The organism is Niveibacterium umoris (assembly GCF_014197015.1).
Classification (GTDB): Bacteria; Pseudomonadota; Gammaproteobacteria; order Burkholderiales; family Rhodocyclaceae; genus Niveibacterium; species Niveibacterium umoris.
On the sequence record NZ_JACIET010000001.1, the window covers coordinates 901,618 to 921,979 of the forward strand.

22 protein-coding genes are annotated in these 20,362 nt (G+C 64.4%); 8 read left to right on the forward strand and 14 right to left on the reverse strand.

Annotated elements, in window-relative coordinates; genetic code table 11:
• Positions 1–22: 22 nt before the first annotated feature.
• The 4 genes from moaE to mobB are packed head-to-tail and all read right to left on the reverse strand — an operon-like array spanning position 23 to position 2,433.
• Entirely contained in the window at positions 23–472 is a 450-nt protein-coding gene (gene moaE, locus GGR36_RS03965; protein ID WP_183632076.1) for a molybdopterin synthase catalytic subunit MoaE, read from the reverse strand.
• 9 nt (positions 473–481) lie between these two features.
• Entirely contained in the window at positions 482–736 is a 255-nt protein-coding gene (moaD, locus tag GGR36_RS03970; protein WP_183632078.1) for a molybdopterin converting factor subunit 1, read from the reverse strand.
• A gap of 3 nt (positions 737–739) precedes the next feature.
• Positions 740–1,942 (reverse strand): molybdopterin molybdotransferase MoeA, encoded by a 1,203-nt coding sequence (locus GGR36_RS03975; RefSeq protein WP_183632080.1) that lies wholly within the window; start codon positions 1,940–1,942, stop codon positions 740–742.
• The gene (mobB, locus tag GGR36_RS03980) at positions 1,939–2,433 is read right to left on the reverse strand and encodes a molybdopterin-guanine dinucleotide biosynthesis protein B (protein ID WP_183632081.1); all 495 of its coding nucleotides are present in this window, start codon (positions 2,431–2,433) and stop codon (positions 1,939–1,941) included. Before mobB ends, GGR36_RS03975 begins: the two co-directional genes overlap by 4 nt.
• 161 nt (positions 2,434–2,594) lie before the next feature.
• On the opposite strand from mobB, the gene GGR36_RS03985 reads away from it, so the two are divergent.
• Together GGR36_RS03985 and GGR36_RS03990 are read left to right on the forward strand one after the other, a co-directional pair.
• Positions 2,595–3,362 carry an enoyl-CoA hydratase-related protein gene (locus GGR36_RS03985; protein ID WP_183632083.1) on the forward strand — a complete coding sequence of 256 codons (768 nt, stop codon included), beginning with the start codon at positions 2,595–2,597 and terminating at the stop codon, positions 3,360–3,362.
• A gap of 79 nt (positions 3,363–3,441) precedes the next feature.
• Entirely contained in the window at positions 3,442–4,740 is a 1,299-nt protein-coding gene (locus GGR36_RS03990) for a hypothetical protein (RefSeq protein ID WP_183632085.1), read from the forward strand.
• Here the strand turns inward: GGR36_RS03990 and GGR36_RS03995 are convergent.
• From GGR36_RS03995 to GGR36_RS04010, 4 genes are read right to left on the reverse strand one after another with little or no spacing between them, the layout of a single operon-like run.
• On the reverse strand, positions 4,737–7,889 hold the full coding sequence (locus GGR36_RS03995; RefSeq protein WP_183632087.1) for an efflux RND transporter permease subunit: 3,153 nt from the start codon (positions 7,887–7,889) through the stop codon (positions 4,737–4,739). The two genes, GGR36_RS03990 and GGR36_RS03995, sit on opposite strands and share 4 nt — an antisense overlap.
• A 1-nt stretch (position 7,890) precedes the next feature.
• Positions 7,891–9,456: an efflux RND transporter periplasmic adaptor subunit gene (locus GGR36_RS04000; RefSeq protein WP_207064312.1), complete on the reverse strand. Its 1,566-nt coding sequence runs from the start codon at positions 9,454–9,456 to the stop codon at positions 7,891–7,893.
• Positions 9,453–10,730, reverse strand: coding sequence for a TolC family protein (locus GGR36_RS04005; RefSeq protein ID WP_183632089.1), 1,278 nt, complete (start codon positions 10,728–10,730; stop codon positions 9,453–9,455). Before GGR36_RS04005 ends, GGR36_RS04000 begins: the two co-directional genes overlap by 4 nt.
• A gap of 51 nt (positions 10,731–10,781) precedes the next feature.
• Positions 10,782–11,117, reverse strand: a complete 336-nt coding sequence (locus tag GGR36_RS04010) for a copper-binding protein (protein WP_338086618.1) — start codon at positions 11,115–11,117, stop codon at positions 10,782–10,784.
• A gap of 153 nt (positions 11,118–11,270) precedes the next feature.
• On the opposite strand from GGR36_RS04010, the gene GGR36_RS04015 reads away from it, so the two are divergent.
• From GGR36_RS04015 to GGR36_RS04025, 3 genes are read left to right on the forward strand one after another with little or no spacing between them, the layout of a single operon-like run.
• Positions 11,271–11,948 (forward strand): heavy metal response regulator transcription factor, encoded by a 678-nt coding sequence (locus GGR36_RS04015; protein WP_183632091.1) that lies wholly within the window; start codon positions 11,271–11,273, stop codon positions 11,946–11,948.
• Positions 11,948–13,327, forward strand: a complete 1,380-nt coding sequence (locus tag GGR36_RS04020) for a heavy metal sensor histidine kinase (protein ID WP_183632094.1) — start codon at positions 11,948–11,950, stop codon at positions 13,325–13,327. The genes GGR36_RS04015 and GGR36_RS04020 overlap by 1 nt, the downstream gene beginning before the upstream one ends.
• Positions 13,328–13,373: 46 nt before the next feature.
• Positions 13,374–13,676 (forward strand): hypothetical protein, encoded by a 303-nt coding sequence (locus tag GGR36_RS04025; protein ID WP_183632096.1) that lies wholly within the window; start codon positions 13,374–13,376, stop codon positions 13,674–13,676.
• 28 nt (positions 13,677–13,704) lie between these two features.
• Here the strand turns inward: GGR36_RS04025 and GGR36_RS04030 are convergent, their stop codons facing one another.
• From GGR36_RS04030 to mltG, 6 genes are read right to left on the reverse strand one after another with little or no spacing between them, the layout of a single operon-like run.
• Positions 13,705–14,346: an ankyrin repeat domain-containing protein gene (locus GGR36_RS04030; RefSeq protein ID WP_183632098.1), complete on the reverse strand. Its 642-nt coding sequence runs from the start codon at positions 14,344–14,346 to the stop codon at positions 13,705–13,707.
• Entirely contained in the window at positions 14,343–15,113 is a 771-nt protein-coding gene (locus GGR36_RS04035) for a TatD family hydrolase (RefSeq protein WP_183632100.1), read from the reverse strand. Before GGR36_RS04035 ends, GGR36_RS04030 begins: the two co-directional genes overlap by 4 nt.
• Before the next feature lie 57 nt (positions 15,114–15,170).
• Complete coding sequence (locus GGR36_RS04040) at positions 15,171–15,533, reverse strand: PilZ domain-containing protein (protein ID WP_183632107.1); 363 nt, start codon at positions 15,531–15,533, stop codon at positions 15,171–15,173.
• Positions 15,530–16,573, reverse strand: coding sequence for a DNA polymerase III subunit delta' (holB, locus tag GGR36_RS04045; protein WP_183632109.1), 1,044 nt, complete (start codon positions 16,571–16,573; stop codon positions 15,530–15,532). Before holB ends, GGR36_RS04040 begins: the two co-directional genes overlap by 4 nt.
• Positions 16,570–17,187: a dTMP kinase gene (tmk, locus tag GGR36_RS04050; protein ID WP_183632111.1), complete on the reverse strand. Its 618-nt coding sequence runs from the start codon at positions 17,185–17,187 to the stop codon at positions 16,570–16,572. The genes holB and tmk overlap by 4 nt, the downstream gene beginning before the upstream one ends.
• Positions 17,184–18,191: an endolytic transglycosylase MltG gene (mltG, locus tag GGR36_RS04055; protein ID WP_183632113.1), complete on the reverse strand. Its 1,008-nt coding sequence runs from the start codon at positions 18,189–18,191 to the stop codon at positions 17,184–17,186. The genes tmk and mltG overlap by 4 nt, the downstream gene beginning before the upstream one ends.
• A gap of 124 nt (positions 18,192–18,315) precedes the next feature.
• On the opposite strand from mltG, the gene ygfZ reads away from it, so the two are divergent.
• From ygfZ to GGR36_RS04070, 3 genes are read left to right on the forward strand one after another with little or no spacing between them, the layout of a single operon-like run.
• Positions 18,316–19,356 (forward strand): CAF17-like 4Fe-4S cluster assembly/insertion protein YgfZ, encoded by a 1,041-nt coding sequence (gene ygfZ, locus GGR36_RS04060; protein ID WP_183632115.1) that lies wholly within the window; start codon positions 18,316–18,318, stop codon positions 19,354–19,356.
• Positions 19,357–19,364: 8 nt separating this feature from the next.
• Positions 19,365–19,661, forward strand: a complete 297-nt coding sequence (locus GGR36_RS04065) for a DUF4936 family protein (protein WP_183632117.1) — start codon at positions 19,365–19,367, stop codon at positions 19,659–19,661.
• The gene (locus GGR36_RS04070; protein WP_183632119.1) at positions 19,652–20,362 is read left to right on the forward strand and encodes an NRDE family protein; all 711 of its coding nucleotides are present in this window, start codon (positions 19,652–19,654) and stop codon (positions 20,360–20,362) included. Before GGR36_RS04065 ends, GGR36_RS04070 begins: the two co-directional genes overlap by 10 nt.

Sequence of the window (20,362 nt, forward strand, 5' to 3'; positions counted from 1 at the left end):
GGTATCGGGGGACGTCCCTTGCTCAGGACTTCTGCCAACGCTCGGCGGCCGTGTCGTCCGCGTCACGCGCATCCACCCAGCGGCTGCCTGCTGCGGTTTCTTCCTTCTTCCAGAACGGTGCGCGCGTCTTGAGGTAATCCATGATGAACTCGCAGGCCGCAAACGCTTCGCCGCGGTGGGACGCCGCCACCCCGACAAAGACGATCTGTTCTCCCGGCAGCAGGCGACCGATGCGGTGGATGATGCGGACTTCACCCAGCGTCCAGCGCGTGCGCGCCTCGGCCTCGATCGCGCTGAGCGCACGCTCCGTCATGCCCGGGTAGTGCTCCAGCGTCATCGCGGAAACGCCGTCGGAGGCGCCGCGGACCAATCCGACAAAGCTCGCGACCGCGCCGCAGTCGGTACGTTGCCCTGTCAGCGCACGCGTTTCCGCGCCGACATCGAAATCGTCATGACGGACGGAAACGCTCATCGCCGCCTCTCAGCCCCCGGTGACCGGTGGAAAGAAGGCGATTTCGTCACCGTCGCGCAGCGGGTGGTCAGGAACCACCATGTCCTGATTGACTGCCGCCCGCACGGCGCGCCCCGGCCCGAGTGCCGCCCAGTCGCCACCGCGCGATGCAAGCTGCGTGCGCAGTTGGCCCACCGTTGCAACGCCCGCAGGCAGCTCGATGACCAAGCTGCTCTGGCCAATGGCTTCGCGCAAGGATGCAAAGAACAGCACCGACACCGACATGACTCAGAGGACCTCTTGCAGGTTGATGAATCGGATCAAAGATCCCAGCGCAATGGTTTCGCCTGGCGGCACGACGACCAATCCGTCAGCCCAGGCACAGGAAGTCAGTACCGCGGAGCCCTGCTTCTCGTAGAGCATCGCACAGCCACTCTCATTGACACGGGCGCGCAGGAATTCGCGGCGGCTCTCCGGTCTCTTCCATTCGAACCCGGCGGTGACCAACCGTTCCCGCAGGCGTGCATCGCGCAAACCCTGGCGTTTGCGCAGATAGGGCAGTACCAGCATCACATAGGTGACAAAGGCCGACACCGGATTGCCCGGCAGGCCGATGAAATCAGCTTGCCCGACTGTTCCGAAGGCTAGCGGTTTACCGGGTTTGATCGCGATCTTCCAGAGCGCAAGGCGGCCTTCAGTTTCGACAGCCGCCTTCACATGGTCCTCTTCGCCGACCGATACCCCGCCGCTGGTGAGCACGAGGTCGTGCTCTGACGAGGCCAGGCGCAGGGCTTCACGCGTCGCGCCGAGGTCGTCCCGCACGATGCCCAGATCGGTGACGTCACATCCTGCCTGGCGCAAGAGCGTGGCGAGCATGTACCGGTTGGAGTTGTAGATCGCGCCGGGCGGCAAGGGTGTGCCTGGCTCGCGCAGTTCATCGCCGGTGAAGAAGCACGCGACTTTCAGGCGCCGCCGCACGCTCACGCTGGCTGCGCCCACCGATGCCGCGAGCCCGATCTCGGCACCGCCGAGACGCGTGCCGCCGGGCAACACCAGCGCATCGGCGGCGATGTCTTCGCCCCTGCGTCGGATGTTCTGTCCTGTGCGCGGCAATTCGTCGATCAGTACATGGTCGCCGTCCTGCCGAGAGTGCTCCTGCATGACCACGGCGTCGGCCCCTGCAGGGATTGGTGCACCGGTAAAAATGCGCGCGGCGCTTCCCGGCGTCAGCGGCTGCCCGTTGGCGCCGGCCGGTATCCGCTGACTCACCGGCAGACGTGTTCCGGCAGCGGGCACGTCGTTCGCGCGCAATGCGTACCCGTCCATCGCCGAGTTGTCTTGCGGCGGCACTGCCAACGTTGAATGCAGGTCGTTAGCGAGCACGCGACCCGCGGCCTCCATCAGCGCGACAGTCTCATCGCCGGCCAGCACGTTTGCTGCGTCCAGCAGGGCGTTCAGTGCATCTTCGTAGGAAAGCAAGGGCGATTTCATGCGAGCCCCACGGTGTTCAGGATGAACTCGGCAATGCGCGCCGGGTCATTGAGGTCGAGTTGCGGCAGGCCGACGTCGAGGGCCGTGTCGCTGGCAATTGCAATCACGTTCGGGAAGTGATCAAACAGCAAGGCATGCCCTGCGGCTGGGCGATGCACTTCGATCTTGGGAATGTCCGAGGTGCGAAAGCCTTCGACCAGCACCAGATCCACCGCGGAAAGGCGCGCAAGCTGGTCGTCCAGCGTAGGCTCAGGTTCGTCCCGCAACTCGTGCATCAACGCCCAGCGCTGCCCGCCCGCCAGCAGCACCTCGCAGGCGCCGGCTTCGCGAAAGCGGAATGAGTCTTTCCCCGGCTTGTCGACGTCAAACCCGTGGTGGGTGTGCTTGATCAGGGAAACCCGCAGGCCGCGTGCCCGAATGACGGGCAGCATCCGTTCGATCAAGGTGGTTTTGCCGGAGCCGGAATAACCGGCGATACCGAAGACCTTCATGGAAGCAAAGAAGAAACCGGAAAGGCCGAAGCATCGCACAGATGCGCCACGCCCTGCCATTGCCCGCCGACAAGGAAATCTGCGCGACGACAGTCCCGCGCCGGTCGCCCCACTATACTGCGCCGTATGGATAACATTCCGCAAACCGGGGAGCTCCTGACGTGACGGCACTCATCACCACCGAGACGCGCGAGCGCGTTCGCATCATCCGCATCAACCGGCCGGACAAGAAGAACGCGTTGACCGCCGCGATGTACGAATCGCTGATCGACGCATTTTGCGAGGCTGAAAGCGATGCCGGCGTGAGGGCCTTGCTGATCGCCGGGTCAGAACACGCCTTCAGTGCTGGCAACGACATCGCTGATTTCCTGGAACACCCGCCGCTCGACGACACGGCGCCGGTGATGCGGCTGCTGCGTCTGCTCACCGAGTTGCGCAAGCCGATGGTAGCCGCGGTGTGCGGTCCCGCGGTCGGCATCGGCACCACCCTGCTGCTCCACTGCGACCTTGTGGCGTGCGGCGAACAGACCACCTTCGCTGTGCCCTTCGTGAACCTGGGGTTGTGCGCCGAGGGTGGTTCCAGCCTCTTGCTGGCGCAACGGGTGGGCGCGGCGCGCGCGAACGAGTGGTTGCTGCTCGGCGAACCGTTCACCGCGAATGTGGCCGCCAGCGCCGGGCTGGTGAACGTGGTTCTGCCCAACGCCGAGGTGTTCGACCACGCGCTCGGCTGGGCGATCAAACTTGCCGCAAAACCGCCCCAGGCCTTGCGCGGTACCCGTGAGCTGATCCGTCAGGCGAGCCAGGACGCGGCGCGTCGCACGATCGCCGCCGAAGCCGAGCTCTTCAAACAGTTGCTGCAGTCAGATGAAGCCAAAGAGGCATTCGCTGCCTTCGTCGAAAAGCGCAAGCCTGACTTTTCCCGCTTCTGATCGCCACACGGGCTGACTTTTGTCAGGAGTCAGGCGGGCAGACGCCGGATACTTGCACCTCCAGAATTTGGAGCCGCCGATGAAGGAAGCCCCCGCCCCAAGGCCCGGTAAGGGCGCAGCCCTTGCGTCATGGCTCAACCAGCGCTGCGCCTGCGTGACGCTCGATCGCGCGCAATTGCGCAAGGAATTGCGCGGCGACCAGCACGATGGCGCGCTCATCGCGATGATCGAGGAGGCGCGCCCCCATCTGTTTTCCGAGACCACCCTGTACGTTGGCGAACGCGATCTTGGGCGGATCAGAGCCTTCGTCGCAGCGCACGAAAGGATCGTTGCACTCGAAGGCTGGCAGCAGATGGCGCTGTCCGACGCGCCATCGGCAGCATCGACCCCCTGCAACGCGCGTAGCGTGTTCATGGGATACGACTTACACCTCGGCGACACCGGGCCGCAGCTCATCGAGATCAATACCAATGCGGGAGGCGGCCTGCTCAACGCGGTGCTGGCGCGGGCGCAGCGCATGTGCTGCAACGCCACGCGATTCGAAGCGGAGAACGACCCGACCGAGACCGCATTCATCGAGATGTTCCGTGCGGAGTGGGCGGCCGTGCGCGAAGACGCGCCTTTGCGACACATCGCAATTGTCGACGACGCCCCCGCCGAACAATATCTGTTGCCTGAGTTCCTCCTCTTTCAGCGCCTGTTTGAACGCGCCGGACTGAGTGCCAGCATCTGCGATCCGCGGGACCTTTCGGTCTCCGGCGGGCGACTGATGTTGGGTGGGCAGGCAGTCGATCTGGTCTACAACCGCAGCACCGATTTCTACTTCGACGCCCCCGCGAGTGCCGCACTGAGAGAAGCCTGGATGCGGCAACGCGCAGTCATTACGCCGCATCCGCGGGCCCATGCGTTGTACGCCGACAAGCGTCACCTTGCGCGCCTGAGCGATGCAGCCTTCCTGCGCTCGATCGGCGCAGCGGACAACGACATTGCCTTGTGCCTGGCGCTGGTGCCAGAGACCCGCCGGGTGGTTGCAGCCGACGCGGCAACGCTCTGGCGGGAGCGCGGTGACTGGTTCTTCAAGCCAGCAACCGGGTTCGGCGGCAAGGCTACCTATCGTGGCGACAAGCTGACCAGACGGGTCTTCGACGAGATTATGGCTGGCAACTACGTGGCGCAGCGCCACGTGCTGCCGGCGGCACGGGTGCAGTGTGTGGGCGGTGAAGAGGTGCAACTGAAGAGTGACTTGCGTGCCTATGCCTACGCTGGCGCCGTCCAGTTGTTTGCAGCACGCCTGTACCGTGGCCAGACCACCAACTTCCGCACGCCGGGGGGCGGCTTCGCAGCCGTAGAAGCGATTCCTGATGCGGGTACGGACTAGATGCCGTGCACTGCGACCTTGCCGGCCGCACCGCGTGGATGTTCCAGCCGCCAGCCTTTCACCAGCGCGTAAATCGCGGGGATCACCACAAGCGTCAGCACCGTCGATGAAACCATGCCGCCGACCATCGGCGCAGCGATGCGGCGCATCACCTCCGAACCCGAGCCGTGGCTCCACATGATCGGCAGCAGGCCTGCCATGATGGCCACCACCGTCATCATCTTTGGCCGTACCCGCTCTACCGCACCTTCCATCACTGCAGCGTAGAGATCCTGCGCGCTCGGCAAAGTGCCCTCGCCCGCCCGTTTGGCACTGATGTCGCGCCAGGCGTGGTCGAGGTAGATCAGCATCACGACGCCGGTTTCGGCAGCAACGCCGCCCAGGGCAATGAAGCCCACCGCCACCGCCACCGACAGGTTGTAGCCCAGCGCCCACATCAGCCATACGCCGCCGATCAGTGCGAAGGGGACCGAGAGCATCACGATGAAAGTTTCGGTGAGGCGCCGGAAGTTCAGGTAGAGCAGCAGGAAGATGATCAGCAGCGTTACCGGCAGCACCACCTTCATCTTCTCGATCGCGCGCTGCATGGATTCGAACTGGCCGCTCCAGCTGGCGTAGTAGCCGGGCGGGAACTTCACCTTGTCGGCCACCGCTTTCTGCGCGTCCTTCACATACGAACCGATATCGCGGTCACGTATGTCGATGTAGATGTAGGCGGAAAGCAGCGCGTTCTCGGTTCGGATCGCCGGCGCCCCGCGGGTGATCGACACCCGCGCCACTTGCCCCAGCGGCACCATCGCGCCGCCCATCGTCGGCACCAGCACCTGCGAGGCGATCTGCTGCGGGCTGTCGCGCAGTTCGCGCGGGTAGCGCACCGTCACGCCAAAGCGTTCGCGCCCCTCAACGGTGGTCGTCACCATTTCGCCGCCGAGCGCGGTGGCGATCACGTCCTGCAACTCGCCGACGCCCAGCCCGTAGCGCGCCAGTGCTTCGCGGTCCGGCTCGATGTCGAGGTAGAAACCGCCGGTAATGCGCTCGGCAAACGCGCTGGTGGTGCCCGGCACCTGCTTGACGACCGCTTCGATTTCCTTGGCGAGACGCTCCATCTCATCCAGATCCTTGCCGAAGACCTTGATGCCGATCGGCGTGCGGATGCCGGTGGAGAGCATGTCGATGCGCGCCTTGATCGGCATCGTCCAGGCGTTCGATACGCCGGGGAACTGCAAGGCCTTGTCCATCTCGGCGATCAGCTTGTCGATGTTCATGCCGGGGCGCCATTCGGCCTCCGGCTTGAGGTTGATCACCGTCTCGAACATCTCGGTCGGCGCCGGGTCGGTGGCAGTGTTGGCGCGGCCGGCCTTGCCGAATACCGAGGCCACTTCGGGGAAGCTCTTGATGATGCGGTTCTGCGTTTGCAGCAGCTCGGCCGCCTTGGTGATCGACATCGCCGGCAGCGAAGTCGGCATGTAGAACAGCGTGCCCTCGTTGAGCGTGGGCATGAACTCGCTGCCCAGGCGCGACGCCGGCCAGGCGCTTGCCAGCAAAGCCAGCAGCGCCAGCGCGATGGTGCTCTTCTTCCAGCGCATCACCGCCGCGATGATCGGGCGGTAGGCCCAGATCAGCGCGCGATTCACCGGGTTGCGCGCCTCCGGCATGATGCGGCCGCGCACGAACAGCATCATCAGCACCGGCACCAGCGTCACCGACAGCAGCGCAGCGCCTGCCATCGCGAAGGTCTTGGTCCAGGCTAGCGGCGCGAAGAGCCGGCCCTCCTGCGATTCCAGCGTGAACACTGGCAGGAAGGACACGGTGATGATCAGCAGCGAAAAGAACAGCGACGGCCCCACTTCCTTGCAGGCCTCTACCATCGCCTCTGCGCGCGATTCGCCGGGCTGGAGCCGCTCGATGTGCTTGTGCGCGTTTTCGATCATGACGATGGCGGCGTCGACCATCGCGCCGATGGCGATTGCGATGCCGCCCAGGCTCATGATGTTGGAGTTCATGCCCAGCGCGTGCATCGCAATGAAGGCAATCAACACCCCTACCGGCAGCATTAGGATCGCGACCAGTGCGCTGCGCACATGCAGCAGGAAAACAATGCAGACCAGCGCAACGATCAACGACTCTTCGATCAGCGTGCCCTTGAGGGTTTCGATCGCGCGGAGGATCAGCTCTGATCGGTCGTAGACGGGCTTCAAGGTCACCCCTTCCGGCAGGCCGGACGAGACCTCGCCGATCTTGTCCTTGACGTTGCGGATCACCTCCAGCGCGTTTTGCCCGAAGCGCGCGCTGACGATACCGCCAACCACTTCGCCCTCACCGTCCAGCTCAGCCAGCCCGCGCCGCTCGTCCGGCACAAGCTCGACCCGCGCGATATCGCTGATGCGCACCGGCGTGCCGTTGGCGGCCTTGAGCACGAGGCCGGCAATGTCGGCGGTGCCCCGCAGGTAGCCACGGCCGCGCACCATGTATTCCGTTTCCGCCATTTCGACGACACGGCCGCCGACATCGCGGTTGGAGCTGCGGATCGCTTCGCTGACCTTTTTGAGCGGGATGCCATAGGCGCGCAGCTTGATCGGATCGACCGTGACCTGATACTGCTGCACGAAGCCGCCGATCGAAGCGACCTCGGCTACGCCATGTGCCTTGCTCAGTTGATAGCGCAGGTACCAGTCCTGAATCGTGCGCAGTTCGGCGAGCGTCTTGTTCTTGGCGACCAGCGCGTACTGATATACCCAGCCTACGCCAGTGGCGTCGGGCCCGAGCTGCGGCGCCACCCCGGCCGGTAGCCGGCCAGCGGCAGAGTTGAGGTATTCAAGTACGCGTGAGCGTGCCCAGTAGATGTCGGTGCCATCTTCGAAGATGACGTACACGAAGGACGCACCAAAGAAGGAGAACCCCCGCACGACCTTCGACTTGGGCACCGAAAGCATCGCCGTGGCGAGCGGATAGGTCACCTGATCTTCGACCACCTGCGGCGCCTGCCCCGGGAACTCGCTGTACACGATGACCTGCACGTCGGACAGATCCGGCAGCGCATCGAGCGGCGTGCGCATCACCGCCACCACCCCTGCGATCACCACGAACACCGTTGCCAGCAGCACCAGGAAACGGTTGCGGGCCGACCAGTCGATCAGGGCGTTGAGCATGTCAGTGGCCTGCGTGCGGGTCGCCGGATCCAACGGCGGCGGGTACGAGCTTCGTAACCACCCACTCGCCAGGTTTGCGTTCGACGAAATCGAACTGCACCGCGTCGCCCGCCTTCAGGCCTTTGGCCAGCGCGTTGTTGGCGAGCACGAAGTCCATCGTCATCGCTGGCCACTTCAGGCTGGCGATCGGCTCGTGCGCAAGGGTGAGCTCCCCGCTCGTGGCGTCGATCGCCTCGATGCGACCCTTGCCGTGATGTCCGACGCTACTGGTTGCCGCGGGCGCTGCAGACGGTGCCGATGCGGCCGTGAGCCCCTGCACCGCCGTCTTGAGATTGCTTTCGGCATCGATCAGGAAGTTCGCGCTGACGACCACCAGATCACCCGCCTGCACCCCTTCGAGCACCTCGACAAACTCGCCGGAGCGTGCGCCAAGCTTTACGCCGCGAGATTCAAAGTGCCCTTCGCTACGCTGCACCAACACGATCTGCCGTGTGCCGCTGTCGATCACCGCCGAAGTCGGGACGGTGACCACCGACCCGCCCGGCGCAGAACTCAGCGTCATGGATGCGAACAGCCCGGGCTTGAGCAGCCCCTGTGGATTGGCCAGCTCCACCCGCACCGGCACGGTACGCGTTTCTGCGTTCAGCGTCGGATAGATGTAGCTCACCGTGCCTTCGAAAGTTTTGCCGGGGTAGGCGTTCAGCGTGATGCTTGCCTTGCGGCCCGTCTGCACCGCGGCGATGTCCTGCTCATTGACGTCGACAATCGCCCACACCGACGACAGATCAGCGATCTGGAACAGCGTGTCGCCAGGCATGAATCGCATCCCCTGCAGTGCCTTCTTCTCCATCACGACACCCGACACTGGCGAGCGGAAACCGAGCGTGCGGCGAGCATCACCCTGCTTGGTCAGATCCTTGATCTGCGTGTCGGACACTTCCCAGTTCTTCAGCCGCGCCAGCGAGGCGTCGGCCAGTGCGCGCATGCTTTCATGTGCGCTCGCATCGCCCTGTGCCAGAGATTCGGCCCCCCGTGCGGCAATCGCGTACTCCCGCTGCGCCGACACCAGCTCGGGGCTGTAGGCCTCGAAAAGCAATTGCCCGCGTGCCACTTGCTGTCCGGTCGCATTGACCAGCAAGCGTTCGACCCAGCCTTCGAATCGGGGCGCCACCGCAACAGTGCGACGTTCGTCGATCTCGATGCGGCCGAGCGCGCGCACGTTGCGTTCGAGCACACGCGCTTCTGCGGGTACGGTACGCACGCCGAGTTTCTGGACCTTCTCCGGGCTGATCCGGATCTGCCCTTCGGCGGCGTTTGCGGTGTCGTCACCTTCGAAGACCGCGATGTAGTCCATCCCCATCGGGTCCTTCTTTGGCACCGGAGAGGTATCAGGGAGCCCCATGGGGTTGCGGTAGTACAGCAGCTTGCGGCCTGTTTTCGACTGCGAAGTGTCGGGGGCGGCAAGCGCCGGCGCAGGCGAGGCGTGCCGCTGACCGAACCAGTAACCGGCGCTGAGCGCGGCGACCACGGCCGCAGTCGTCAAGGCGAGTGTTGCGCTGCGCTTCACAGGGGTTCTCCGATCAATCGTTCGATCTCAGCGAGCCGCATCTGCTGTTCGGCGCGCACCCGGATCAGGTCTTGGCGTGCCTTGCGCAGACTGCGCTGGGCATCGAGCACGGTGGCAAAGTCCACCTTGCCGTTTTCATACCCCGCAAGGGCTGACTGAAAAGTCGCTTCGCTCTGCGGGATCAGGGTCGAGGCGGTAAGCGTTTCCACGCGGTTGAGCCCTTCAAGCGAAGCGACTAGCCCTCCCAGTTCGCCAGCCAGCCGATACGCGAGCGATTCTGAACGCGCGTTCGCCGCTTCGAGCATGCGCTCTGCTTCGCGCTCCTGGCTACGGCGGGTGTCGAACTGCAAGGGCAGGTTCACTTCAAACATCAACTGCCATTCGTTGACGCTGCTGCCGCGCTGCACCGGCGTGATGCCGAGGTTCAGATCCGGCATGCGATTACGGTAGGCGAGTTCGCGACTCTTCGCGGCGCCTATGGCCTTCTCGGTCTCTGCTGCGAGTTGCGGGTTGCGGGCTTTGAGCCGCGCGACCAGGCTGTCCATCTCGAGCGCCGCGGGTGGCGGCACCTTGCGCAGGGCCTGCGGTTCGGCGAGCGGCGCCTTGGGGGGTCTGGCGATCAGCGCGTTAAGCAAGACCTGGGTGCCCTTGCGCTCTTGTTCAAGCATCAACTGCTCTTGCGCGATGCCTGTCAGTTCCACCTGCGCGCGAATCACATCCTGCTGGGCAGCCAGGCCGGATGCATAACGGCTGCGCGCGAGCGATTCAAGGCGTGTGTCGATCGCGGCAATGTCGCGTGCCTGCTCCTCGAGGCGGACGACCTGCCAGTACTGCGCGTAGCTGCGCTTGACCAGTGTCGCGAGTTCCAGCGCCGCGTCGTCGGCGCTGCGCTCAGCCTGGCGCGCGCCGGATTCGGCGATCTCTTGTCGCAGTGTGCGCTTGCCCCAGAAGGGTAGCTGCTGACTCAGCGTGTACTGTGTGCTTCCCACTTGCGCTGGCGACAGGCGTACGCCGGTGCTGCCGCCGTTGTTCACATCCATCAGCTCGATCTTGAGCATCGGGTCTGCCAGTGCGCCAGCAGGCTGCACCCGCTCCCGCGCAGCGGCGGCCTCAAGTTGGGCGGCGCGAACCGTGGGGTTCGCCGCCCGCGCCAGATCGAGCAGTTCGTCGACCGAACGGCCCGGCGGCACCCCGTCGGCCAGCGACGGCACGCTCAGCGCGAACAGCGCGCCGGTAATGCATACCACTGACAGATCTCGAAGCGATGGCATCATGAACATTGCACTTTGCGGTGAGCGGACCGGCACAGCCTACAGGCTTGCGGTCTACTTGCGGTGAAGCTGCGTGACAGTGAGCGCGCCATGGACATCTTCCGCCAGGAAGTGAATCTGGTCACCCGGCTTCAACGAATCCAGCCATGCGGGATCCTTCACCTTGAAGCTCATCGTCATGGCGGACATCTGCAGGTTCACCAGCGGTCCGTGCGAGATCGTCAACTTTCCGTTGGCCTTGTCGACCTTCTTCACAGTGCCTTCGGACAGGGCCGTCATGCTCGCCCCGGCGGCAGGCGCCGGCGCCTGATGCCCCGCGTGTGGATCGGCCGCTTGCGCGGCAGGAAGACCAAGACTCAGGAACACAACCAAGGCGGCTACGGTACGCACGGGAAAACCTCCAATCACGGGCACGTCAGAATGGTGTCGATGATGTGCCCGCGGTTCTGTCGCCACGCTGACCGCAAGATTACATTCCTGTCAGGAATGGCGCTGCCGGCCTGACGATGCGGCACAATCGGGGCAGGAAGGAGTCCGGAGCCGATGCGCATCCTTATCGTCGAAGACGAACCGAAAACAGGCGACTACCTTAGGCAAGGGCTCAGCGAGGCGGGCTTCGTGACCGATCTGGTGCGCGATGGCCTCGACGGCCTGCATCTGGGCCTGAGTGGCGACTACGACCTGATGATCCTCGACGTGATGTTGCCCGGGATGGACGGCTGGACGCTGCTTCAGGCCATTCGCCGCAACGACAAGGCGACACCGGTGTTGTTCCTGACCGCACGCGACCAGGTCGAAGATCGGGTACGCGGACTCGAAAGCGGCGCTGACGACTACCTCGTCAAACCCTTTGCGTTTGCCGAGTTGCTGGCGCGGGTGCGAACACTGCTGCGCCGCGGCAAGGTGCGGGAGTCTGACACCCTGCAGGCGGCCGATCTCGAACTTGATCTGCTGCGTCGTCGCGCCAGCCGCGGCGGCCAGCGCATCGACCTCACAGCGAAGGAATTCGCGCTGCTTGAGTTGTTGCTGCGACGACGCGGTGAAGTGTTGCCGCGTTCCCTGATTGCCTCGCAGGTGTGGGACATGAATTTCGACAGCGACACCAACGTCATCGAAGTCGCGGTACGGCGGCTGCGCGCCAAGGTGGATGACGGTTTCGAGCCGAAGCTGATCCGAACGGTGCGCGGCATGGGCTACGTGCTCGACGAGTCGGGTAGCTGATGCGCCGCCCCGCTTCACTCGGCTCGCGACTGGCCTGGCTTTACTCGCTTGCCGCGGCGGGCGTGTTCAGCCTGGCGGCCTGGCTGATCGAGCAATCGGTTGAGGCGCACTTCGTAGAAGAAGACATGATGGTGATGCAGGGCAAATTCGACATCGTTCGCGATGCGCTCGCACAACTCGACAGCGTTGCGGAGTTGCAAGCACTGCCCACACGCACCCGCGACGCTCTGATCGCACACCCCGGTCTCGCGCTGCGCGTGGCGCGCAGCAATGGCGAAGTGCTCTATTCGTCGGCTCCGGCAGGCGAAGCGCTGCCCGAGTTCCCGCTGGTGATGGGCGCGCCGGAGGTACACAAGTGGTCGCGACACGGTATCGACCGCCGCGGTTTCACGGCCGAGGCGCCGGTTGCGGTGGCTGGCGAGCCCCCGCTGCTGGTTACGGTGGCGCTGGACATTGCGCATCACGAGCACTTTCTCCGCGGCTTCCGTCAGAGCCTGGCATTGGTGGTCGGCAGCGCGATCCTGCTGGTTGCCGCGCTGAGCTGGCTGATCACCCGTCGCGCGCTGCGTCCGATCCGCCAAATGGCGCACCTGGCGAGTGAAATGTCGGCCTCCCGGCTGGGGGAGCGGCTTAAGGTCGAGCGCTTGCCGCGCGAGTTGCATGAACTGGCCGAGGCCTTCAACGCGATGCTGGCGCGCTTGCAGGACGCGTTTGCGCGGCTGTCGGAGTTCTCGTCAGACCTCGCACACGAGCTGCGCACGCCGATATCGAACCTGACGATGCAGACCGAGGTATCGCTCTCGCGCCCCCGGACAGCAGACGAATACCGCGAGGTGCTGTTCTCGAGCCTTGAGGAGTACGAACGCCTGTCACGCATGGTCGCCGACATGCTCTTTCTTGCTCAGGCTGACAACGGCCTGATGGTGCCGCGCCGAGAATCGTTCGCCTTGCATGACACCGCGGATGCATTGATCGAATTCTTTGAGCCGCTCGCCAGCGAGCGAGCGCTTGTGTTGATCCGCAAGGGCGAAGCGCGGATCGAAGCGGATCCGCTGATGATCCGGCGGGCTATCGCGAACTTGCTGTCGAACGCGATTCGTCACGCAGACACCGGGACGGCGGTCGAGATCAAGATCGAGACGGCCGATCGCGAGTGTTGCGTGTCAGTGAGTAACACGGGGGAGACCATTCCGCCGAATCACCTGAACCGCCTGTTCGATCGCTTTTACCGCGCCGACGCGTCGCGTACCCGCAGCGCTGAAGGCGCCGGTTTGGGTCTCGCAATCACCCGTTCCATCGTCCTCGCGCATGGCGGCCGGATCGATGTCGCATCCGAAAACCGCTTGAACGTTTTCACACTCTGGCTGCCACTCGACTGACGAGCCTGCCACGCGTACTCGTATCCCACATCACCCGAGCATACCCATGACCGATTCCACCGATCCCGACGAAGTTGCCAACCGTATCGCCTTGCTTGCCGACCTGATTTTCGTAGCCTGCAAGAGCGAATCCGAGATGCCGCTGGAGCTGTGCATCGCGGCCATGGGCTTTGCCGCGCGGGCGCTGAGCGCTTCGGATGTGCTGCAGCACGGCGGTGACCCGCAGGAGCGGATGGATGCGATCAAGAACCTGTTCGTGGCGGCCTTCGCGCACGACATGCAGGCGACGATCGCCGCGGTCGAGACTGAGCGGGTGATGCTTCGTATGACAGGCAGGCAGTCAGACTGAGAACGCGCTGCCAAGCTGATTCAGGACGCTATTCGCGGCCACCCGCGAGACGCAACCGGGCAGCGACAGCCGCGCGCTCATTGGCGAGCGCCCAACCGAGTGCGGTCAGGCCACGATCGCTGCGCAGGTTCGGATCGGCACCGGCGGACAGAAGCCTCTCGACGATCGCCAGATAACCGCCTCGCGCCGCAAGCATCAGTGCAGTTGCGCCGTTGTCGGCTCGCGCGTCGGTCACGGCGCCGGCCTCGAGCAGCCGCCGCACGATCGCCTCGTGGCCCATGTAGCTGGCGTAGTGCAGTGGTGACCAGGCATTGCGCACTTCGAGTGGCGCGTGGGCGGCAATGAAGGCTTCGACCGTCTCAAGGTGCCCGTTCATCGCCGCCAGGGATATTGCCGTCTCACCATGGCGACTACGCACTTCCGGGCGGGCGCCGCGCTCCAGCAGGTAGGTGACGATTGCGGTCTGGCCTTCACGTGCGGCCTGGATCAGCAAGGTACTGCCGTTCTCGTCGAGCCCATCAATTGGCCCGCCTTCGTCAAGATAGTCCCGCACCGGCGCAATGCGCCCGAGTTCAGCGCCGGTGCGCGCCGACGGAAGACTGGCAGCCGCCAGCGCAGACGCTGAAAGCGTCAGCCAGATGCAGCAAACGGCGCACCACGCCTGCCTCATCGCGCCGCGTCCTTGAACAACCGGAAGAAGTTGTTGGTGCTCGCCTCGGCGACTTCGTCGACCGAGATGCCCCGCAGCTTCGCGATTTCATGGGCGACGTACGGTACGTACGCGGGCTGGTTCAACTTGCCGCGGTAGGGCACCGGTGCGAGGTAAGGCGAGTCGGTTTCGATCAGCAGGCGATCGAGCGGCATGCGGGCGGCGACATCCTTGATCTGGGTCGCATTCTTGAATGTCACGATGCCCGAAAACGAGATGTAGAAACCCTGATCCATCGCGCCGGATGCGACTTCCCACGTCTCGGTGAAGCAGTGCATGACACCACCACACGCCTCCGCGCCCTCCTCGCGCATCAGGCGCAGCGTATCGGCGGCTGCGTCGCGGGTGTGCACGATCAGGGGCTTGTCGCAGGCTCGCGCAGCACGGATGTGCTGGCGGAAGCGCTCCCGCTGCCACTCGGGCTGGTCCTTGTGCCAGTAGTAATCGAGTCCGGTTTCGCCTATCGCCACCACCTTCGGGTGCTGCGCGAGTTCAAGCAAGCGCGCCACGTCCGGGTCCTCACCTTCGGTGTGTTCCGGATGCACGCCTACCGAACAGAAGACGTTGGCATGCGCCTCGGCAATCGCCAACACGCCAGGCAGGCGTTCGACGCTGACGCCCGCGCACAGTGCGTGGCTTACCCCGGCCTCGCGCATGCTCGTGAATAGACTTGCGCCGAGGTCGACGAGGTCAGTGAAATCGATGTGGCAGTGGGAATCGACGAACATGGGTTTCTAAATGGCAACGGCGGCAAGATGCCGCCGTATCGGTTGGGTGCGAGGCAGTCAGATGGTGTGCGTGGGGCGGTTGGAACCGATGTGCGCGCCGAGCACCTGCTCGATCTTCACGCGTACGGTGGAACCGCTCTCGTCTTCGGTGAACTGGACGCCGACGCCCTGCGTGCGGCCGGCTTGGGCGTTGGGCGGCGAACACCACACCACCTTGCCTTTTACCGGCAGTTTTGCGGGATCGTCCATCAGTTGCAGCAGCATGAAGACTTCGTCGCCAAGCCCGTAGGTCTTGTTGGTCGGAATGAACAGCCCGCCGTTCTTGATGAAGGGCATGTAGGCCGCGAACAGCGCCGACTTCGAGTTGATGCTCAATGACAGTACCGCCGGACGGGCGATCGAGGGGGCAGGCGTGCTCATGCATTTCTCCCGGTGGCCATGCGGCGACAGTAACGCAGCAAGGTGTCTTCGAGCAGCAAGCGGGCGTTGAGCGGATGCGCGGCAACGCGCCGCAAATTCAATCCGTCATTGTAACAACCGAGCGCCTCTTCGGCGACGACACCTCGGACCAGGCTCGCAATCACCTTCTCCGCATCGCGGAAGTAGCGTACTGGCGCACCGAGCGCGGCGGCGCCGATGTCTGCGTACCAGCGCAGCAGCCAGTCGGCGAGACGCGGCATGTCGAAGCCTGCGGCCTGGGCATCCTTGCTGCGCAGCCAGGTGTCCCAGGTGCCGGCAAGTTCGACCGGATCGCGTTGTGGCAGGCTTCCGATGTCCTTCAGGAAGCGTGCGCGGCAGGCCGCGAGCGGCCCGCTTGCCACTTCTTCGGCTGCGACTGGCATGCCGCCGGTAAAGCCGAGCCAGGCTTCGGCGTCCTTGACGCCTTGCGTGGCCAGCCAGGCAGACGCGGTGCGTGAATCCGACGCGGGAAAGTCCCAACGCTGCGCACGACTGCGCAGGGTCGGCAATAGGCGATCGGGGGCGCGCGTCACCAGCAGGAACAGCACGCCGACTGGCGGCTCTTCGAGCAGCTTGAGCAGCCCGTTTGCAGTCACCGCGTTCATCGCCTCTGCCGGATCGACCAGTACGACACGCCGCTCGTCGCGGTGGCCTTTCTTGGTCAGTGCTTCCTGCAACTGGCGGATCTGTTCGACCTTGATCTGCCGTGACTTGGCGCCATCCTTGTCGTTGTCGGCACCCTCCTCCGCGGCTTCGTCGGATTCCGGAACGATGCGGAACAGATCCGGGTGCGTCCCCGCGATGCGCCAGACACAGGCTTCGCAATGTCCGCAGGCCTGACCGTCGGCGGCCGGGCTGTCGCACAGTCGCGCAGCCGCGACCGCTTCTGCGAACAGGCGCTTGCCGCCTCCCGCCGCACCGCAGAACAGCAGCGCGTGATGGCCACGTTCGCCCGCTGTGGCGAGCCTGCGCCAAAGCGTGTCGTGCCAGGGCAGGATCATGTAAAGAACCGCTCCGCAAGCACCTTAAGCATCTCGTCGTAAATCGCCTCTGGTGAGCGCGTCGCGTCAAGCACGTGGAAGCGCGATGCGCACTGTCGGGCGCGTTCAAGGTAAGCGTTGCGGACGCGGCCGAAGAAGTCCGCCTGCTCGCGTTCGAAACGGTCGCTTTCACTCCGGTTCGCAGCGACACGCGCGGCGGCGATTTCCGGTGCGAGATCGAACAGGAAGGTCAGATCCGGCTGCCGTTTCGGGTGAACCCATGCTTCGAGCGTTTCAAATTTCGCGGCGGGCAAGCCCCGGCCGCCCACCTGATAGGCGTAGGTGGCGTCGGAAAACCGGTCGCTCACCACCCACTGACCGGCCGCGAGCGCGGGCTCGATCTTTACCGCCAGGTGTTCGCGCCGTGCAGCGAACATCACCAGCGCCTCGGTCTCCAGATGCATCGCGTCATGCAGTGCGAGTTCGCGCAGTTTCTCCGCCAGCGGGGTGCCGCCAGGTTCGCGTGTCTGGACAACCTGCAGCCCCTTTGCCGCAATCCACGCCACGGCGGCTGCGATCTGTGTGCTCTTGCCGGCGCCGTCGATGCCTTCGAATGTGATGAAGCGTCCGCTCATCCGTGATTGCCCTTGTGCTTCTGATAGCGCGCCACAGCCCGATTGTGTTCGTCGAGCGTACGCGAAAATTCGCTCGAACCGTCGCCGCGGGCCACAAAGTAAAGATAGGGGCTGCGCTGTGGATGTAGCGCTGCATGCAACGAGGCCTCGCTTGGCATGGCGATCGGCGTCGGTGGCAGGCCGCGGCGGGTGTAGGTGTTGTAAGGGGTGTCGGTCTGCAGATCGATCTTGCGCAGATTACCGTCGAATCGATCGCCGAGGCCGTAGATCACCGTCGGATCCGTTTGCAGCGGCATGCCGATGCGAAGCCGGTTGTAGAACACCGAAGCGATCATCCCGCGGTCGGCGGCGGTGCCGGTTTCCTTCTCGATCAGCGAAGCCATGATCAGCGCTTCATACGGGCTCTTGAGCGGAAGATCTGCTTCCCGTGCCGTCCAGGCCTTGTCGAGGTGTCGTGACATCGCGCGCTGCGAACGCGCGAACAGGGACAGATCGCTGCCGCCTTTGGCGTAGAAGTAGGTGTCCGGCATGAACATGCCTTCAGGATGTTCTGACTCGATGCCCAGCCGCTTCATGAGTTCCGCGTCGGTGAGGCCCGCTGTTTCCGTCTTCAGGCCTGGCAGGCGCGCGATCTCGTCACGCATGCGGCGGAAAGACCAACCATCAACGAGCGTGAACTCGCCCTGCGACGCATCGCCCCGTACCAGTCGCTTGAGCAGATCCCAAGGTGTAACCCCTTCGACGAATTCGTAGCTACCCGCCTTCACCCGGTTTGCATGGCCGCTGGCGCGCGCAAGGATTTCGAACAGCCAGGGGTTCAGATCGACTCCCGATGCAGCCACCTGCCGCGCGACCTGCCGCATGCTGCTGCCGGACCCGATCTCGATTTCCAGGGGTGACGTGCGCAGCGCTACCGGGCTGGTGAGCATCCAGAACAGCAACACCGCCAGCAGCGACAAGGCCAGCAGCGCAGCGAGGACCAAACGGGAAAAATATGAACGCATCAAGGGAACCGCAGCGCCGATGTGGGGACGAATACCAGGAGGCGTCGCGCAGGCGCCCCTTGTGGGGGTCGTATAATAGCCCCACATGCGCATTACCTGAATTCACACCAACTCCGAGAGCCTCATGCAATCACCCTGGCTGCTTCACCTCGATCAGATTGGCGCCCGTTTTGCCGAGGGCGGATCAGGCAGCGTTTCGTTTGGCGACGATGCGCGTGCGGAAACCACCCGTGCTGCCAACGGGACGATCGTGGTGCCGCTCACGCATCTTGCGACCTTGAGGGCATCAGGCGAAGACGCTTCTGCGTTCCTGCACAACCTCTTCTCGAACGACATCAAGAAGCTTGAACTGCACGGCGCGCAGTGGAACAGCTTCAACAGCCCCAAGGGGCGCATGCTCGCGAGCTTTCTCGTCTGGCGCGACGGCAACGATTACATGTTGCAACTGTCTGCCGACCTGCTGGCGGCAATGCACAAGAAACTCGGCATGTACGTGCTGCGGTCCAAGGTTCGGCTCAGCGATACGACGCCAGACCTCGCCGCGATCGGGCTTGCCGGCCCGGCAGTTGCGACGGCGCTGGATGCGGCTGGCCTCACGCTGCCGCCGGAAGCGATGAGCGCGACCCAGGGCGCGATCCAGGTCGTCAGGGTCGACCCCGCGCGCGTGCAGGTGATTGCACCAATCGCACAGGCCGCGGATCTCTGGAAGAAGTTCGCGGCGGCAGGCGCAGTGCCGGCCGGGACTGCCGCCTGGCGCTGCCTCGATATCCGCGCTGGCATTCCGGTTATCACGCAGTCCACTCAAGATGAATTCGTCGCGCAGATGCTCAATTTCGAATTGATCGGCGGCGTCAGCTTCCAGAAGGGCTGCTACCCCGGCCAGGAGATCGTTGCGCGCACGCAGTATCTCGGCAAGCTCAAGAAGCGGATGTTCCTCGCGCACGCGGAGACGGCCCTTGCGCCTGCCGCCGGGCAGGATCTGTATGCACCTGATTTCGGCGACCAGTCCTGCGGCAAGATCGTCCAGGTCGCGCCAGCGCCGGGCGGCGGTTTCGACTTGTTGGCGGTGGTGCAACTATCCAGCCGGGATGCGGATCAGGTGCGCATTGGCAGTCCCGATGGCGACATCATCCGCTTCCTGCCACTGCCTTACACCGTCAGCTGATCGCGCGCATGGCGGCGAGCGTCTTCATCTACTACGCACTGCGGGCGGGGAGTGAAGAGCACGCTGCCGTGAGCGCTGTCGAATTGCTGGAGACAGTTGCCCGACGCTGCGGCGCGACTGGGCGGCTGATGCGCCGCGCCGACGACCCTCTGACCTGGATGGAAGTGTACGAGGGCGTCACCGACGTCCAGCGCTTGCGGACCGAACTGGATACCGCCCTTGAACGGAGCGGACTCGCAGCGTGGCTTGCCGGGCCGCGACATATCGAAGTCTTCGTGACGGTTCAAGCGCCCTCGTGTGCCTGATTCTGCTGGCGTGGCACGTCCATCCTGAGTTCCCGCTGGTGGTCGCGGCGAACCGAGACGAGTTCCTTGATCGGCCCACCCTGCCCGCACATCGCTGGCACGATCACCCGACCATCTTCGCCGGCCGCGACAGCCGTGCCGGCGGCACCTGGATGGGCATCACCGCCGACTGCCGCTTTGCTGCACTTACCAATTACCGCGATCCGGCGCTGCATCGCGAAGATGCTGCAAGCCGCGGGCATATCGTGCGAGACGCCCTGCTCTCTAAGGACATCTCCAGCTTCCTCGAAAGCCTGCGCGACGCCCGCGATCGCTACAACCCGTTCAATCTGCTTGTCGGTGATGCACAGACGCTTTTCTGCCTGGAGAGCCGTGGTGGCTCGATTCAAACCTTGCCGCCCGGGATTCACGGCCTTTCAAATGCGGACCTGAATACATCCTGGCCAAAAGTCGAAACCGGCAAACGCCGGCTCGCGGCGGTCTTGCCGGCACTACCTGCATGCGAGCGGTTGTTCGAGCTGCTGTCAGATACCGAGCAGGCGCCCGACGACGCCCTGCCCGCTACCGGCGTTCCGATCGAATGGGAGCGAATGCTTTCGGCAGCCTGCATCCGTGCGCCCGGATACGGTACGCGCAGCCAGACTGTCGTGCTGTGGCCGAAAGGCGGAGCGGCCGTGCTCAGTGAACGCGTGCTGGCGTAA

Coding starts and splice junctions, on each gene's coding strand:
- moaE (WP_183632076.1), bottom strand. CDS start 472: ATGAGCGTTTCCGTCCGTCATGACGATTTCGATGTCGGCGCGGAAACG.
- moaD (WP_183632078.1), bottom strand. CDS start 736: ATGTCGGTGTCGGTGCTGTTCTTTGCATCCTTGCGCGAAGCCATTGGC.
- GGR36_RS03975 (WP_183632080.1), bottom strand. CDS start 1,942: ATGAAATCGCCCTTGCTTTCCTACGAAGATGCACTGAACGCCCTGCTG.
- mobB (WP_183632081.1), bottom strand. CDS start 2,433: ATGAAGGTCTTCGGTATCGCCGGTTATTCCGGCTCCGGCAAAACCACC.
- GGR36_RS03990 (WP_183632085.1), top strand. CDS start 3,442: ATGAAGGAAGCCCCCGCCCCAAGGCCCGGTAAGGGCGCAGCCCTTGCG.
- GGR36_RS03995 (WP_183632087.1), bottom strand. CDS start 7,889: ATGCTCAACGCCCTGATCGACTGGTCGGCCCGCAACCGTTTCCTGGTG.
- GGR36_RS04005 (WP_183632089.1), bottom strand. CDS start 10,730: ATGATGCCATCGCTTCGAGATCTGTCAGTGGTATGCATTACCGGCGCG.
- GGR36_RS04015 (WP_183632091.1), top strand. CDS start 11,271: ATGCGCATCCTTATCGTCGAAGACGAACCGAAAACAGGCGACTACCTT.
- GGR36_RS04020 (WP_183632094.1), top strand. CDS start 11,948: ATGCGCCGCCCCGCTTCACTCGGCTCGCGACTGGCCTGGCTTTACTCG.
- GGR36_RS04025 (WP_183632096.1), top strand. CDS start 13,374: ATGACCGATTCCACCGATCCCGACGAAGTTGCCAACCGTATCGCCTTG.
- GGR36_RS04030 (WP_183632098.1), bottom strand. CDS start 14,346: ATGAGGCAGGCGTGGTGCGCCGTTTGCTGCATCTGGCTGACGCTTTCA.
- GGR36_RS04035 (WP_183632100.1), bottom strand. CDS start 15,113: ATGTTCGTCGATTCCCACTGCCACATCGATTTCACTGACCTCGTCGAC.
- GGR36_RS04040 (WP_183632107.1), bottom strand. CDS start 15,533: ATGAGCACGCCTGCCCCCTCGATCGCCCGTCCGGCGGTACTGTCATTG.
- holB (WP_183632109.1), bottom strand. CDS start 16,573: ATGATCCTGCCCTGGCACGACACGCTTTGGCGCAGGCTCGCCACAGCG.
- tmk (WP_183632111.1), bottom strand. CDS start 17,187: ATGAGCGGACGCTTCATCACATTCGAAGGCATCGACGGCGCCGGCAAG.
- mltG (WP_183632113.1), bottom strand. CDS start 18,191: ATGCGTTCATATTTTTCCCGTTTGGTCCTCGCTGCGCTGCTGGCCTTG.
- ygfZ (WP_183632115.1), top strand. CDS start 18,316: ATGCAATCACCCTGGCTGCTTCACCTCGATCAGATTGGCGCCCGTTTT.
- GGR36_RS04065 (WP_183632117.1), top strand. CDS start 19,365: ATGGCGGCGAGCGTCTTCATCTACTACGCACTGCGGGCGGGGAGTGAA.